The organism is Sphingobacterium corticibacter (assembly GCF_003076635.1).
Taxonomy (GTDB): Bacteria; Bacteroidota; Bacteroidia; order Sphingobacteriales; family Sphingobacteriaceae; genus Sphingobacterium; species Sphingobacterium corticibacter.
The window spans coordinates 447,551-462,859 of record NZ_QDKG01000001.1 but is presented as its reverse complement, the minus strand read 5'-3'; the positions used below and the strand labels follow the sequence as shown (position 1 = coordinate 462,859).

The 15,309-nt window shown below is 41.0% G+C and carries 14 protein-coding genes and 1 tRNA gene; 8 read left to right on the top strand and 7 right to left on the bottom strand.

All coding sequences use genetic code 11. The features are described 5' to 3' along the window. Positions 1 to 45 precede the first annotated feature (45 nt). From DC487_RS02025 to DC487_RS02015, 3 genes are all read left to right on the top strand, one after another. Positions 46 to 127: transfer RNA gene (locus DC487_RS02025), tRNA-Leu, on the top strand. Between the two features lie 80 nt (positions 128 to 207). Next, positions 208 to 1,539 (top strand): trigger factor, encoded by a 1,332-nt coding sequence (locus tag DC487_RS02020; RefSeq protein ID WP_116774285.1) that lies wholly within the window; start codon positions 208 to 210, stop codon positions 1,537 to 1,539. A gap of 91 nt (positions 1,540 to 1,630) precedes the next feature. Then, entirely contained in the window at positions 1,631 to 2,209 is a 579-nt protein-coding gene (locus tag DC487_RS02015) for a GNAT family N-acetyltransferase (RefSeq protein ID WP_207774290.1), read from the top strand. Here DC487_RS02015 and DC487_RS02010 read toward each other — a convergent pair. Continuing rightward, the gene (locus tag DC487_RS02010; protein WP_116774284.1) at positions 2,206 to 3,318 is read right to left on the bottom strand and encodes a lactonase family protein; all 1,113 of its coding nucleotides are present in this window, start codon (positions 3,316 to 3,318) and stop codon (positions 2,206 to 2,208) included. The two genes, DC487_RS02015 and DC487_RS02010, sit on opposite strands and share 4 nt — an antisense overlap. Before the next feature lie 41 nt (positions 3,319 to 3,359). Beyond that, the gene (locus tag DC487_RS02005; RefSeq protein ID WP_116774283.1) at positions 3,360 to 3,875 is read right to left on the bottom strand and encodes a hypothetical protein; all 516 of its coding nucleotides are present in this window, start codon (positions 3,873 to 3,875) and stop codon (positions 3,360 to 3,362) included. A 182-nt stretch (positions 3,876 to 4,057) separates the two neighbouring features. Between DC487_RS02005 and DC487_RS02000 the strand changes: the two genes are divergently transcribed. Further along, positions 4,058 to 5,824 carry an AMP-dependent synthetase/ligase gene (locus DC487_RS02000; protein ID WP_116774282.1) on the top strand — a complete coding sequence of 589 codons (1,767 nt, stop codon included), beginning with the start codon at positions 4,058 to 4,060 and terminating at the stop codon, positions 5,822 to 5,824. 58 nt (positions 5,825 to 5,882) lie between these two features. Next, a complete protein-coding gene (locus DC487_RS01995) occupies positions 5,883 to 6,848 on the top strand; it encodes a YihY/virulence factor BrkB family protein (RefSeq protein WP_239016301.1) in 966 nt (321 codons plus the stop codon). A gap of 51 nt (positions 6,849 to 6,899) precedes the next feature. On the opposite strand, the gene DC487_RS01990 is transcribed toward DC487_RS01995, so the two are convergent. Continuing rightward, positions 6,900 to 9,500: a PEP/pyruvate-binding domain-containing protein gene (locus DC487_RS01990; RefSeq protein WP_116774280.1), complete on the bottom strand. Its 2,601-nt coding sequence runs from the start codon at positions 9,498 to 9,500 to the stop codon at positions 6,900 to 6,902. Positions 9,501 to 9,782: 282 nt separating this feature from the next. On the opposite strand from DC487_RS01990, the gene DC487_RS01985 reads away from it, so the two are divergent. Next, positions 9,783 to 10,385 carry a hypothetical protein gene (locus DC487_RS01985; protein WP_133228324.1) on the top strand — a complete coding sequence of 201 codons (603 nt, stop codon included), beginning with the start codon at positions 9,783 to 9,785 and terminating at the stop codon, positions 10,383 to 10,385. A 21-nt stretch (positions 10,386 to 10,406) separates the two neighbouring features. On the opposite strand, the gene cysM is transcribed toward DC487_RS01985, so the two are convergent. Genes cysM through DC487_RS01965 form a run of 4 tightly spaced genes read right to left on the bottom strand, consistent with a single transcriptional unit; the run spans position 10,407 to position 13,298 of the window. Then, positions 10,407 to 11,282, bottom strand: a complete 876-nt coding sequence (cysM, locus tag DC487_RS01980) for a cysteine synthase CysM (protein WP_116774278.1) — start codon at positions 11,280 to 11,282, stop codon at positions 10,407 to 10,409. After that, positions 11,282 to 12,094, bottom strand: coding sequence for a serine O-acetyltransferase (locus DC487_RS01975; protein ID WP_116774277.1), 813 nt, complete (start codon positions 12,092 to 12,094; stop codon positions 11,282 to 11,284). Before DC487_RS01975 ends, cysM begins: the two co-directional genes overlap by 1 nt. A gap of 45 nt (positions 12,095 to 12,139) precedes the next feature. Continuing rightward, positions 12,140 to 12,517 carry a DUF3037 domain-containing protein gene (locus tag DC487_RS01970; protein ID WP_116774276.1) on the bottom strand — a complete coding sequence of 126 codons (378 nt, stop codon included), beginning with the start codon at positions 12,515 to 12,517 and terminating at the stop codon, positions 12,140 to 12,142. Continuing rightward, complete coding sequence (locus DC487_RS01965; RefSeq protein WP_116774275.1) at positions 12,501 to 13,298, bottom strand: HipA family kinase; 798 nt, start codon at positions 13,296 to 13,298, stop codon at positions 12,501 to 12,503. Before DC487_RS01965 ends, DC487_RS01970 begins: the two co-directional genes overlap by 17 nt. 233 nt (positions 13,299 to 13,531) lie before the next feature. Here DC487_RS01965 and DC487_RS01960 point away from each other — a divergent pair, with 233 nt between their 5' ends. Both DC487_RS01960 and DC487_RS01955 read left to right on the top strand, forming a co-directional pair. Next, positions 13,532 to 14,080, top strand: coding sequence for a DUF1599 domain-containing protein (locus DC487_RS01960; RefSeq protein WP_116774274.1), 549 nt, complete (start codon positions 13,532 to 13,534; stop codon positions 14,078 to 14,080). Positions 14,081 to 14,082: 2 nt separating this feature from the next. Then, positions 14,083 to 15,309 carry a BT_3928 family protein gene (locus tag DC487_RS01955; protein ID WP_116774273.1) on the top strand — a complete coding sequence of 409 codons (1,227 nt, stop codon included), beginning with the start codon at positions 14,083 to 14,085 and terminating at the stop codon, positions 15,307 to 15,309.

Below are 15,309 nucleotides of genomic sequence, written 5' to 3'. Positions count from 1 at the left end.
TCAATCCGCATCCTATCTTTGTGGCACAATAAAAAAATCCTAACTGCGGAAGTGGCGTAATTGGTAGCCGCACCAGACTTAGGATCTGGCGCCGCAAGGCGTGGGGGTTCGAGTCCCTTCTTCCGCACTCAAAATCCTCCCGACCAATAGACATCGGGAGGATTTTTTTATTAATGCGATTTTAAAATTACGCAACAAACAAAGAGTATGAATATTTCACACCAGAAAATAGACGACATCAACGCCAGCATCAAGGTTGACTTGGCACCTGAAGATTATAATCCTCAAGTAGATAAAGCCATTAAAGATCAGGCGAAAAAAGCAAAATTACCTGGATTTCGTCCAGGAATGGTTCCTGTAGGTCACATCAAACGTACTTACGGTAAATCAATTTTGTTCGACGAAGTCAATCGTTTGGTAAGTGATCAAATTTCTAACTACATCTCAGAGCAAAAATTAGAAGTATTGGGTCAGCCGCTTCCAAAAGAAGATGAGTCTACACAATACAACTGGGATTTCAATGATGCATTCTCTTTTGAGTACGAAATCGGTCTAGCACCAGCTTTCGATGTACCATTTTCTGCTGATACCGAGTTTGTAGCGTATGACATCGAAGCAGATAAAGCTACGTTGGAAGAGCGCGTTAAAAACCTACGCAGAAGCTACGGTAAAATGATCAACCCAGAAGTATCTGAAGAAGGTGATGTATTATACGCTACTTTGAAACAAAACAAAGAAGAAGGTATTGAGAAAACAACTTCTGTACGTACTGATCTAGTAGAAGCTGCTGCCATCAAAAAATCTTTCATCGGATTGAAGAAAGATGATACGGTAAAATTCGATATCAAAAAAGCATTTAAAGTAGCTGACATCGCTCGCTTGCTAGGCATCACAGAAGATGAAGCAACTGCGCTAGATGTAACAGACTTTGAATTGACTGTTAAAAACATCAACCGCTTAGAAGAAGCAGAATTGAACGAAGAATTCTTCAACAAGCTTTTCCCTGCAGGTGAAGTGACAACAGAAGAGCAATTCTTAGCAAAAGTAAAAGAGGAAGTAGAAAACCTATTCAAGCAAAACTCTGATCAAAGATTGCGCAACGATATCTATACTTTCGGTATGGACAAAGTGGAAGCTTCTTTCCCTGAGCCTTTCTTGAAACGTTGGTTGAAAGCGACTAATCCAGAAATTTCTAACGAAGAATTAGAAGAGGGATTTGCCGATTTCTTGAAAAACCTGAAATGGACATTGATTGAGAACCGCATCGTAACAGCCAATAACTTAGAAGTAAAATACGACGAGGTTGTAAGCTTAGCTAAAGAGCGTATCTACTCACAAATCAAGATGTACAACATCAATGAGGAGCCTACAGACGAGCAATTGAACCAGTTCGCTATGCAATTGTTGCAAGATAGAGAGCAAGCTAACCGCTTGTTTGAAGAATCAAAAGCATTGAAAGTATTCGATTACTTGAAAGGTGTAATCAAAATAAAGTCGAAAAAAATTGACTACGATAAATTCGAAAAATTAGATAAATAAGCAGATAACTTTTGTCTATCAGTCATAGAGTGCCGACACCTAATCCATGTCGGCATTTTTTATGGAATATTAATTTAGATTCATCTCGATTATGACAGTGCAGATCCGAAAAGCGACACCTCAGGACGCCTTTGCATTGGCTCCTATCCTACTCTTGGCGATGGAAGACATCGTGTATTATTTGATTGGACAGCAAGACAAGGCCAGAGCGATTGATTTCTTGACATATTGTATTGCTCAAAAAGATAACCAATATTCCTATCAACATATCTGGGTAGCGGAAGCTAATGAAACTATCTTAGGACAAGCTTCTTTGTATAATGGAGCAGATCTAGCAAATTTAAGACAGCCAGTGCTAGACTATATTACGAAGGAATACCAACACACTCCTATCGTATTTGATGAAACGTCGGCCGGCGAAGTATACCTCGACACCATCGCCGTGGCTCCTCAAGCTCAAGGAATGGGCATAGGGCAGCTTTTACTTCGTCATATCATTGACTTTTTTGTACACAACCAGAAAGCAACGATTGGCCTATTAGTAGATCAGGAAAACCCTAAAGCAAAAAGCCTATACTTGCGTACAGGCTTCTCCAAAGTATCTGAAAAATCTATTTTCGGTAAACGATTAGATCATTTGCAAATCAAACCGACTGCGAAGGATTCTTAAAATAAGATACACACCGGTGCAGGCACTTCAATGCGCTTGCCCGTATCTTCTAAATCTCCCGTATATTGATCACGTTTGAATACTACAATTCGGTTCGTATCTTGATTAGCGACCAATACGTATCCGCCATCAGGCGTAATAGCAAAATTTCGGGGATTTGCCCCCTGCACACTGTACTTGTTTTGCCATTCTAACAGACCATTTGGCAATACGGTATAATGCACAATCAAGTTCGCATCGCCTCTGTTTGTCGCATACAAACTTCCGCCATCAGGTGATATTTTCACATCTGCTCCACCCTGCTTTCCTTCAAAGCCATCACCATACAACGTGACAATCTGTTTCAGTAGCCATTCATTATTTTCATTGCGAAAAACGGCAATCTGGCCCGTCAACTCTTGCAGACTATATAAAATCTGCCCATCGGCACTAAATGTCAAATGCCGAGCACCGCCGCCTTTGATGGTATGAATAACGGTCTGCTCATTTAATGTCAATGCGCCATTTCTCAAATCTGTACCATCGTGACTCAAACTATAGGCATGGATTTGATCATTGCCTAAATCAGATACGTAAGCCAAGCCTTCGTTAAAAAATGCAGAATGAATATGGGCTTTTTCTTGGCGATCTGGATTGGGACCGCTCCCCTCATATTCTAACAGATCGTGTAAAATCAACTTGGTACGATTATCGGTCAGACTAAACAGCGCAAGCGATCCGCCCGAATAGTTGGATACCAGCGCCACATTGCCAGCGGCATCAAAAGCTACATGGCAAGGATGATCTCCTAACGTGGTCGATTTATCGATCAGTTTCACATTAGCCGTTTCAATATCAAAAAGCGATAACGTAGCTTGCTCACCTTCTCCTTCATTGACCGCCAAAAGTCGATTTTCATATTTAGCCAAGAAAGATGGATTCGGTGACTCAATGACGGATACTGGTCTCACGTCTCCCGTAGCGGCATCAAAATTAAAACGATAAATCCCCTTACTACCCGTCCCATTGGTGTACGTGCCCACAAACATATCGTAAGATTGAGCATTACTTCGACCTGTACTAAGGGTAATAGATAAAACGAGCATACATAAAAATGCAAATTTATTCATGCTATTCAAGATGGTGATGAATCAATAAATCGGATCGTAGATTAGAACTGGTAGCGAACCGAAAACCCAAAGGTATCTATAATACGAAAACTTGACGATTGTAAGAAATCAAAATAGGGTTTTACATCCAATGAAACCGCAATAGGCGTTGTAGGAATATTATATTCAACACCAGCAATACCATCTACGCTTAAGGCTAATTCTGAAGTACGTGGATGCATATTGATCGTGCCGTCGGGTTGCTGAGATTGAAATGCTTTTCGAGTGTAAGAACCTATACTACCACCATAACCCCAGTACCAACTAAAATCTTCATTAATAGGCTGGTGATACTGATACAAACCTACCAATCGAAAACGACTTGATGTAGAGTTACTTTGTACACTCAAAATTCCCTCAATAGCATTGACGTCATTTAGTGCGTAACGGTAATTAAAGCCGGTTGCGCTACCAAAACGTAGACCTGCGGCATGCTGTGAGCTAAGTTGGGCATAAGCGCCAGCTGAGAACAAAAATGTAAAGGTCAGGAGGAGAAAAAATTTTGTACTTACTTTCATGCGATACTACTAGTGTATTTGTTTTGCGATTATACGAATGTTTATGATACCAAAAAGCAAATTTAACGTTATTTCACTTTTAACTGATATTAAAATAAATTTTTTTAAGCAAAAAACACTAACTTAGTAAACATACTGAAGCCACAAATTGTTATAAACCACAACTTTATCCCCAAAAGACGATGAGCGACTTTAAGAGAATATTTGATATCATACATTATTACCGCGATCACTACGCAAAGCCAATCATGGTGGGCGGCAGAAAAGGAGATTCTTGGAAAACGGTCTCTACGGCTGAGTTCGTAGAAAACATGGACTATACCAGTAAAGGATTATTAGCGAAGGGTATAAAAAAAGGTGATCGAGTTGGTCTCATGTCCGGCAACCGACCGGAATGGAACATGATAGATTTTGCAACCAATCAGATTGGCGCAGCCATCGTTCCATTTTATCCAACACTATCTTCTAAAGACTTAGCTTATATCATTCAAGATTCAGAAGTCAAGCTGCTATTCGTCAGTAATAATGAGCTTTTCAGCAAAATAAATGATGCTATCAGCGAAAACAACTTAGATGTCGATATATATACTATTGATGATGTAGATGGGCAGAATAGCCTAAAAGATCTGATTGCTATTGGTAAAGCGCAAGACATAGACTTAAAGCCCTTTAATGATGCTGTTGATGAGGAGGATTTATTGACACTGATCTATACTTCTGGTACTACAGGTACGCCTAAAGGTGTATATCTTTCGCACAAAAACATTCTAAGTAATGTGCACGGATGTCAGCACCTCGTGCCTGATGGGTGTGAGAAATCGATTAGTTTCCTGCCACTATCTCATATTTTTGAGCGTATGGTGGTATATTTATATTTCTCGCGTGGTATTCAAATATGGTATGCCGAGAGTTTGGACAACATCGTTGTAGATATCAATGAAGTCAAACCGCAATTCTTTACGACCGTGCCACGTGTGCTTGAAAAAGTATATGATAAGATCGTCGCAAAAGGAAAAAGCCTTACTGGCATAAAGAAAGCGCTATTCTTTTGGGCTTTGGATTTGGGACACAAATACCAAGAACCAACCAAAAATTCGGCGTGGTACAATTTTAGGCTCGGTATTGCACGCAAACTGATATTTTCAAAGTGGAGAGATGCTCTTGGTGGCGAAGTACGCTTCATCATATCAGGTGGTGCGGCATTGCAGGAAAGGTTAGCTCGTGTATTTTGGGCAGCTGATATTCGCGTGCTAGAGGGATATGGATTAACAGAAACGTCACCAGTGATCTCTGTAAATTCTACGAAAGATACAGGCGTTAAGTTTGGTTCTGTAGGAAAGGTTTTAGGAAATCTTGACGTTAAGATCGCTGAAGATGGCGAGATCTTAGTGAAAGGCCCTAGTATTTCAAAAGGATACTATAAAAATGATAAAGCCACTGCCGAAGTTTTTGACGAGCATGGTTATTTCCATACCGGAGATATTGGGGAACTAACTGCCGACGGTTTCCTGCGAATTACAGATCGTAAGAAAGAGATGTTTAAGACAGCGGGTGGAAAATATGTAGCTCCTCAAGTTTTGGAAAACAAATTAATGGAATCTCCGTTTATTGGTCAGGTAATGGTTATTGGGGAAAACAGACGCTTTCCAAGTGCATTAATAGTTCCAAATTTTGAAGACCTTGAAAAATGGGCCGAACGTAAGAATATTTCTTTCTCATCGCGAGAAGAATTAATCGCCCAAAAGGAAGTTCTTGAAAAATACGATCAAATCGTAGATAACGCTATGACGAAATTTGGTAAATGGGAAAAAGTAAAGAAATTCGTATTACTCCCAGAAGAGTGGACCATCGACAATGGCGAGCTTACACCGAAATTAAGCTTAAGACGCAAAGTGATCTTGGAGAAATTCCAAAAAGCGGTAGACGAAATCTACGCTGAAGAAGAATAGTTGCTGTATACCTCTATACCGGATACCTTGAATAATATATAAATTCATTTTCAGGTCTATGTTGCAGAAGATTAAAGAATATTTTAGGTTAGTGTATGATGCCGGAATGGGCTTCATGGAGCACGATTGTTTAAAGATGAGTGCCGCTTTATCGTACTATACAGTATTTTCAATTGGCCCACTGGTTATGATCCTCATCTGGACCCTTGGTTTCTTTTATGGAAATCAGATTGGTGGTAACGATGGTGCGCAAAACGAAGTGATGGAAGAACTCACTGCGCTATTTGGCCAGGATATCGCGGTGATGCTCGAATCGGCTATCCAAAAGATATCTTCTGATTCTAAATCCAACATCGGATTTATAATCGGTATCGGAACATTAATCTTTACGTCCACGACGATATTTGTGAACATACAGCAATCGATAAACACGATTTGGAATGTAAAACCAAAACCTAAAAAAGGCTGGTTGAAAATGATCATCAATCGCTTACTATCCTTTTCCATGATTTTAGGATTAGCATTTCTTTTAATGGCCTCGCTAATCCTCAGTAGTATTATTGGATTATTATCGACAGAAATTGGAAATACCTTTTCTTGGATAAATATTGACTTAATCGACTGGGTCAATACCGCAGTAACCTTTGTCGTAATCAGCACCTTATTCGGCTTTATATTTTCGGTGTTACCCGATGCCAAAGTACGCTTTAAAGATATTTTAGGAGGTGCCATTTTCACGGCACTGCTCTTTATGTTAGGGAAATGGGGCATCTCCATGTATCTCTCCAATAATGCGACTGCTAGTGCTTTCGGGGCAGCTGGATCCATTATTATCTTATTAAGTTGGGTGTATTATACCTCTGCTATCATCTTCTTTGGAGCGGAGTTTACCAAAAGATATGCGATCCGATATGGTCATGGCATCCAACCATCTTCCTATGCCGTGGTGATTGAGCAGACGGAATATGAGTACGATCCTAACACTGGAAAAAGAGAAAAGATTGACAAGCAAGATAACGAGTAAACGTAAGAAGGCCTATTAAAAAATAGGCCTTCTTCATTCGAGGTATATATACTATTTTTCTATCTTTCGAACTTCTCCCAGTACTGCATCTACCTCTATAAGGTCGCCATCTTGCAGACCTTCTAATAAACCTTTAACGTTTACGATTGTGGGCACATTCATTTGTCGCGCCAAAACGCAAATTGGATTCCAGACAGATCCTCGCTCTAACAATAAAGCCGAGGCGTTAGCAATTCTTGATTCGATATCTAAATTTGCACATCGGGCTACTATAATTTCCCCATCTTCTATTGCAAAAGATTGCTGACCATTAAAAATACGCGCTACACCTTTTGTCTTACCCGGACAAGAAGTTACACCTTTCCACTTTTCTTGTTGCTCTAAGCTGTTCGAAACCGCAAAAATATCCGTATTCCTGTACGGAACACCATATGTGGCGATCTGTGTCGCCAATTGTGGCATCGCTTGAAACCTCTCGTATTCTTCTTTTCGAAGACCTACTAAGGCATTTAGATCGGCGGTGATACTCTGCCCTTCAATAAATGCGAAAACTTCTTCCTTACTTAAAAAATGAATATCACCTTCAAACTCCAAAATCCCCTCTTCTACGAATCTGCGCCCAATTGCCGCAAATAGACGACGAACAACACCCCACAAACGTTGGTGATCGTACTGAAAATTTTCCTTCATACGAAGCATTTCTCGACTATTGCGCAATATTTTTTGATACCACCATCGTTTGAGTGGACTCCGCTTAAAATTTTGATTCATCAGATCTTCGGCAGAAGCTCTGATCTCAGACTCTACTTGTTTAGCATGATCAAGCTCACTAATATGACGATGTAAGTAACTTTGCAGTACCCCTATAAGTTTGAGAGGCTCATGTTCGATCCGATTTTCGGACGAGTATCGCAAGATTTCACAATGAGCATCATTCTCCAGTATGTAATCGTTTATAATATGGCGCAACACAAGAGTCTCTTCGCGATTATCGTGCTGAATAAAATGCCAAATCTGCTTCTGACCTTCGGATTCGAACAGCTCTTTGAGTAATGTAGAGGCTTGAATTTTTCGCGTAATTTCTATTCGACGCTGTAATGGATGAATAGCATCCAAAGAGGTGGTATCCAATAATAAGTCAGTCGCTAAATAGCTTTTGGCACTATCCTGAAAGGGCAATGTTTGCTTTTTTAACCACTCTAGATGTACGTTAAAAAAGAAATCAGCCTGAAACGGTATATCCCAGTCAGCGAGCAACGTTCGCTCCAGCTGAAGGTACATTTGCATGAGTTCTTGTGGGTTTTTCGTTTGCCAATCTAGATGGTAAAATTTGCGAAGTGCCTTTTCACTGTACTTCCTAAACTCATTTCCCTTTTGATTAAGCGCACGATACCGATTAAACAGCTTGCCTGTCAAAAAAAACATACTCCGCCAAGCTTCATTGGTAGAACCGCGATATACTTCTGTAGTGTCGAATTGGTATGTGGTAAGATTTCTTTGTGGCAGAAAATGCACATCAACTCGATTCTCTGGCAGCATCGCGTCCAACGTTTGTTTTACGCGCAAATTGCTATACAGCCGACCATGAAGTAATCCTAGTGTATTTGAAAAAATATCTCTATAACGTTTCATTAAGGCCTTCGAAGCGCCAAAAAATGCCGCTCGAATCTTTTGATCCGCTTCAGAATAGGTTCTGATGCAAGAATATATCAAAGGGGTAATTACACCTGAATATTCGTCCGCAAAATGGGAGTTATCCCAAAGATTATACTCGCCAGACGTATCTGGCAATTGATCTAATCGCCAAATGGGTTGCGCTTGTATAATCTGTATTTTATCATCTTGTAGTGCAAATTGCAACTGATAGAATTGCTGATTTTGCGTACGCAAATCATCTAATAGCTTGGATATAGTAAGTAGATGCTCATCTGCAACAGCCTGATCATGCTGATGTATCCGTAAAACTTCTTCCGTGACTACTTCACTGTTTTGCCGAACAACTAATTGCTCTCTTTTGCGGGCAATTTGACGATCTATACCTCCTGCACTCATGGTATAGGCATCTGCTTCTACATTTTCAGCAGATCCTCCCAGTCCAAAGATGCCCGAAATAAATTTTTCTTTCCGACTGCCGCGTGTAGGATGTATGGCATAAGCTACACCTGAAGATTTTGCATGCACCACCTCTTGAATAATCACGGCGATTCCCAAATTTGGACTCAAACGATGCGTTGCGCGATATGCTAACACCTCATCTGAAAATATCGATCGCCAAACCGCTTTTATCTTATGCAAGACCTGCGTACGTGGTACAATCATAAAACTGGCGTACTGTTCGTCAAAAGCATCTTCGTGTCCTGGATCTATCCAAGGCGAAGGGCGCACCGCAAGGTGAAGATCATCTGGAAATAACAATCCCAGCTCTGCCTCTACAGATGCTGGAAACACGTACTGATCTATAGCACGGAGAAGATCTCCCGTATTAGCAAGGGAGGTAAGATTTTTAAACGCTTCGGCCATAAAATCGGCAGGAAGCACAACCCATCGGGGTATGTTCACATCAAATTGCCTCAGTTTAAAGAGTTCCTTCGCTTTTTCGCCAATAGCAGGATGCGCTATATATTGTGTTTGATTATCTTGTATGAAGATCATTCGGGTTAACTAAATTGTACGCTACTTTTTTATCATCACGACGCTTACCTGCATGACCAAATAATAAGCCAAAACTTAAAAACACCTGTCGTTTGCCTGTCACGATTATGCTAGAATACCTCGTAGAGGTATTGGGCAAACATTTAAATCGCTGATTTGTTGCATATATATATCACCTAAATTCTAATTCAGATGAAAAGATATTTGCTTAGCTTTTGCCTTATAATTATCTATACGCTAAATACACAGGCGCAAAATAGACAATTGCACGGCGTCTATAAAATGGACACAGACAAAACGCATACACTTTGGCTATTCGTAGATGGCTATAGCTCCATGATCCATTATACCGATAAACAATACTTATCCACGACGGGCGGACCTTTTACATTCAACGGTGACGCGATCAGCGTACAAACCGAATACAATGATATCGACTCCGCTTCCGTTGGTAAGACGATGAACTATCCCTTAAAATGGGAAGGAGAAAATCTAAAAGACAATTCCGGCAACATTTGGGTGAAGCAACCGAATAAACCGAATGCACTAGATGGCCTCTGGCGTATAACTGGAAGGCAGCAGAACGGCGAAATGAGTACGATGCCACGAGGTGATCGAAAAACGATCAAACTACTAGTAGATGGTCACTTTCAATGGATTGCGATCAACCCTGCTCAACACGGATTTTACGGTACCGGTGGTGGTCAATATTCGTTCAAAAACAACAAGTATTCAGAACATCTTCTTTTCTTCTCCCGCGATAATACAAGAGTTGGTTCTTCGCTACAGTTTGATGGGGAAATCAAGGATGGTAAATGGCATCATACGGGAATGAGTTCCAAAGGAGATGATATTCACGAGATCTGGTCCAAAGAAACTGAATAAAAAAGAGCTTAAAGCTCTTTTTTATGATGTAAAAAGATCGGAACTGAGGTAGCGATCACCTCGATCGCAGGCTATAAATACAATTGTACCACGTTCTATCTCTTGGGCAACCTGCAATGCGGCATGAAATGCACCGCCCGTACTCATACCGACAAAGATACCTTCTTGTGCGACCAATTCACGTGTACGCTGTGTAGCATCCACTTGATCAATGTCTATGACGCGGTCGACGCGAGATGCATCGAAAATCTTCGGTAAATATTCTTTTGGCCAACGGCGAATTCCTGGTATGGATGACCCATCCGTAGGTTGGCAACCCACAATTTGAATGTCTGGATTTTTCTCCTTGAAAAATCGTGAACAGCCCATAATAGTACCTGTAGTGCCCATGGCACTTACAAAATGTGTAATCTGCCCGTCCGTATCTTTCCATATCTCAGGCCCTGTAGTTTTGTAGTGGGCTTTATAATTGTCTGGATTTGCAAATTGGTTGAGCAGGAAATACCCATCCTTCTCCGCTTTTTCTTCCGCATAATCGCGGCTAGTTTCCATAGAATCCAGCAAAGTTACTTTCGCCCCAAATGCTTCCATAGTCAAGACACGCTCTCGAGTAGACGTAGAAGGCATGACCAATTCGATAGGTACTTTGTACATACTCGCGATCATGGCGAGGGCAATTCCAGTATTGCCACTGGTCGCCTCTATTAAAGTCGTATTTTCAGAAATATCACCACGCTCCAAAGCGGAACGGATCATATTGAGTGCAGCTCGATCTTTTACCGATCCCGCAGGATTATTGCCCTCCATCTTCGCATAGATGTGCACACGGGGATTGCTGTGAAATGAGGTAATTTCAACAAGGGGTGTGTTGCCGATAGTTTCAATTATAGAACCCATTATACGGTTGGTTTAGAATCAAAAAATTTGGTATTCGGTTGATGATACACCGTGGTGTATGGTTCGATACTACTTGTAAGCCAAACATTTCCGCCAACGACGGAATGATGCCCGATCCGAGTATCTCCACCCAAAATGGTAGCGCCCGCATAGATGATCACGTAATCTTCGATTATCGGATGCCGTTGCTTGCCTGCAAGAACTTTCTCCACACTTAGTGCTCCTAAGGTTACTCCTTGATACAATTTAACGTGATTACCAATGATAGTCGTCTCGCCGATGACCACTCCTGTACCGTGATCAATATGCAAATACTCACCGATAGTAGCGCCAGGATGAATATCAATTCCAGTACGTTCATGTGCATATTCGGTCAATATTCGAGGAATCAAAGGCAAATCGTGCAACCACAATTGATGCGCCATGCGATACATGCACATCGCTAAGAAGCCAGGATAGGTACGCACGACTTCATGTAAACTTTGCGCTGCTGGGTCGCCATCCAAAATAGCTCGAGCATCTGTGAGCATGAGATCATACAAATCGGGTAATCCCTGAAAGAATTTAGAGACGATATTCTGATGATCACAATTTCCGCATTCTTTACTTCCTTGTAAGATGTCGTAAAACTCATTTTCTAACTGCTTGAAGTGCGCTTTAAGCACATCCACAGAATGCATCTTTTTTGGATTTCGCTCGGGAAATAGCAATCGAAACACATCTCGCGCCCATTCCCATATCCGCACATTGCTTGGCATATTCTGCGCTTCTTGCTGTTTTTTAAACAAGTGCTGATAAAATTCCTCTTCCATTGGCTATTTATTAACTACACAAATATACTTTTTAATCTATTATGCTTATAGGATTAATCGATTAAATAATTCTTGTAATGTATATTCTGGATCTGTACACAACCCCGTGTGGACTGGCGCACACTGAATCCACGTACTGCGATTGGCCGTGATCCAGCGAACACGCTCGGCCTGCTCCAGTTTCGCTAATTGTCCGGCATCAGCTTTACCTGCGCAAATCTTTTCTAACGAAGATAGGTGAGCTTTTAAGAGTATCAAATCAGCATTTGCGAAAAGGCATTTACATCTATCCTCATCTACCAACCATCGTAGTGCAGCATATCGTTTCCGTTTGCAATAGAGTAATACGCCTACATTGATAAATTCTTCGCGCTCTACCCTCGGTACATAACGAATTACGGAGTACTCATATTCTACCTTCACGCGCTTTTTCGATTTGATCTATAAATATATCCGAGTGCTGCACACGTTGCGCTAAGAAGGTCACATACACTTGCCTTGCCTCATCTGCCGTTTCTGTCCGTCCGACTTCCTCCAACCACTCATCCGGCACGGCAGATACTATTTTCCACAGATTATCTTCTGTAAAAAGATGGCGGAATTGCTGATCCACCGCACGCACTTGAGTTGCTTTATGAAGCAACACATGATCTTTAATTTGCACGAACGGTTTGGTTACTTGCTCTTCCCAATGCTCCCAATTATGGTGAAAATACAAGGAAGCACCGTGGTCTATCAGCCAAAGCTCATGGTTCCAAATCAGCATATTGGTATTACGCACTGTTCGATCGACATTCATAGTCAATGCATCAAGCCACACAATTTTCGAAGCTTCCTCTTCCGAGATTTGCTCCACGTTAGGATCAAATGTGATGGCACCATTCAGATAATGAACGCCTAAGTTTTTGCCAACGCTAAATTTTAAAAGATCCTGAATTTCTTCGTCAGGCTCGGTTCGGCCGAAAGCTTCATGCAAATCTGCGAACACCATTTCGGGCATCCGTAATCCGAGCCAGCGTGCCATCTCGCCGACAATAAGTTCGGCCACCAACACGCGCTTACCTTGTCCAGCTCCTCGAAATTTAATAACGTAACTAAAATCATCGTCTGCATCAACCAAGGCAGGTAGCGATCCACCTTCCCGAAATGGCATCACATAGCGGATGATTTCTACTTCACGGATCTCCGGCTTTTGTATATTCATGGGTTAAAGTTCGTATTTCTGTAACAAATCTATGCAAGCGCAAAATCCTTTTAAAAATAACAATAGAGAAAAAGTACCACTGCTATATACGAAGATAATTATTTCTAGAAGATTACTCCCTAAGCGCACCGTCGCGTTACCGTTCAAAGTAAAATCCATTTCGCGAGAATAAATACAATTTGTATATTGTTTCCTACTTTTGTAAGACGCTACATCAATAGCGAATATATTATATGGATACAAGCACCGAATACAATCAGATAATAGATCATTGCCGCACCTTATTTATTAAAAAAACAATTGACTATGGCACCTCGTGGCGAGTCATGCGCCCCACCTCTATTACCGATCAGATTTTTATCAAAGCGCAACGTATTCGGACGCTAGAAGAAAAAAAAGTTTCAAAAGTGGGCGAAGGTGTGATAGATGAATACATCGGTATTGTAAATTATTGCGTGATTGCTATGATTCAGCTGGATCTTGGTATCGATGGTAATCTGGATCTCGAAACCAAAGAAACAGAAAATCGTTATGACGAAAAAATTCGAGAAACGCGAGAACTCATGTTGGCCAAAAACCACGATTACGGCGAAGCATGGCGCGATATGCGCATCTCATCCTTGACCGACTTGATCCTCACGAAACTACATCGTGTCAAGCAAATTGAAGATAACAACGGACAAACTTTGGTCTCGGAAGGTCTGCAAGCCAATTATCAAGATATGCTTAACTACGCTGTATTCGCTTTAATTAAATTAGGATTATCTGCTAAACCCCTGTGATCATGAACACCACTTCCACGTACACCACGACAAAACCGCAAAAGAAGCGTCCAAATATCGCATTAATCGCATCTCGCATTCTCGTAGGATGCCTTTTCATCTTTTCTGGACTCATAAAAGCCAACGATCCAAAAGGTTTTGGTTATAAACTGGAGGAATATTTCAAGGTATTTAACTTATCGTTTTTGGATGAATATAGCACTTGGATTGCGGTTGTTATTTGTGGTTTTGAAATCATATTGGGTGCCTTATTATTACTAGGCTTAGCACGCAATAAAGTGAGCTGGGGATTACTGTTGTTGACGATCTTCTTCACTTTCCTCACCTTTTATTCCGCATTTTTCGAGGTCGTGAGTTCATGTGGTTGTTTTGGCGATGCCATCCCACTTACACCTTGGCAGTCCTTTATCAAAGATCTAGTATTGCTAGGATTGATTCTGATCATCGTCCGATTTCGGCATCAGATCAAACCATTAATAAAAAGTAGATTTAGCAACAATTTGCTCACCATACTGATCATTATGCTATCTTTTGGCGCGGGGATTTATACCATGAACTTCTTGCCCATAATCGACTTCTTGCCGTATCGGGAGGGCAACAATCTACCGCAGCAAATGGTGATTCCCGACAATGCTGAACCTGATGTTTATGAGCATATATACACTTTGAAAAACAAAACAACTGGCGAATCTAAAACCGTAAACGATAAGGTGTACATGAGCGAAAAGATCTGGGAAGATGAGAATTGGGAAATCGTTGGAGATCCAAAATCGACCTTGATCAAAAAGGGATTTGAACCGGCTATCGCCGATTTAATCATTAGCGATAGTGAAGGCAATGATGTGACACAAGAGATTCTAACGAACCCCTATTTTAATTTTATTGTCGTAAGCACCGATGTTACTAAACTATCTTCGGTAGACCTACTGGCCTTAGATCGAATTAATACCACCATAAGAGAAATCTCTGAGGATTATCCAATCCGCGCGGTACTACTAACTGCCAGCTCGCCGCAAAATGTAGATTATGTAAACGACCAGTTAAATTTAGTACTAGAAACGTTCAACGCAGATTTAGTGCCTTTGAAAAGCATGGTACGATCAAATCCGGGTGTGATGCTGCTGCAAAATGGCACCGTAATCAAGAAGTGGTCTAAACATACTTTCCCTAGCAAGGAAGAATTAGAAAACAAATTTATCAACAAACAATTTACTCCTTTAGCTGATTAA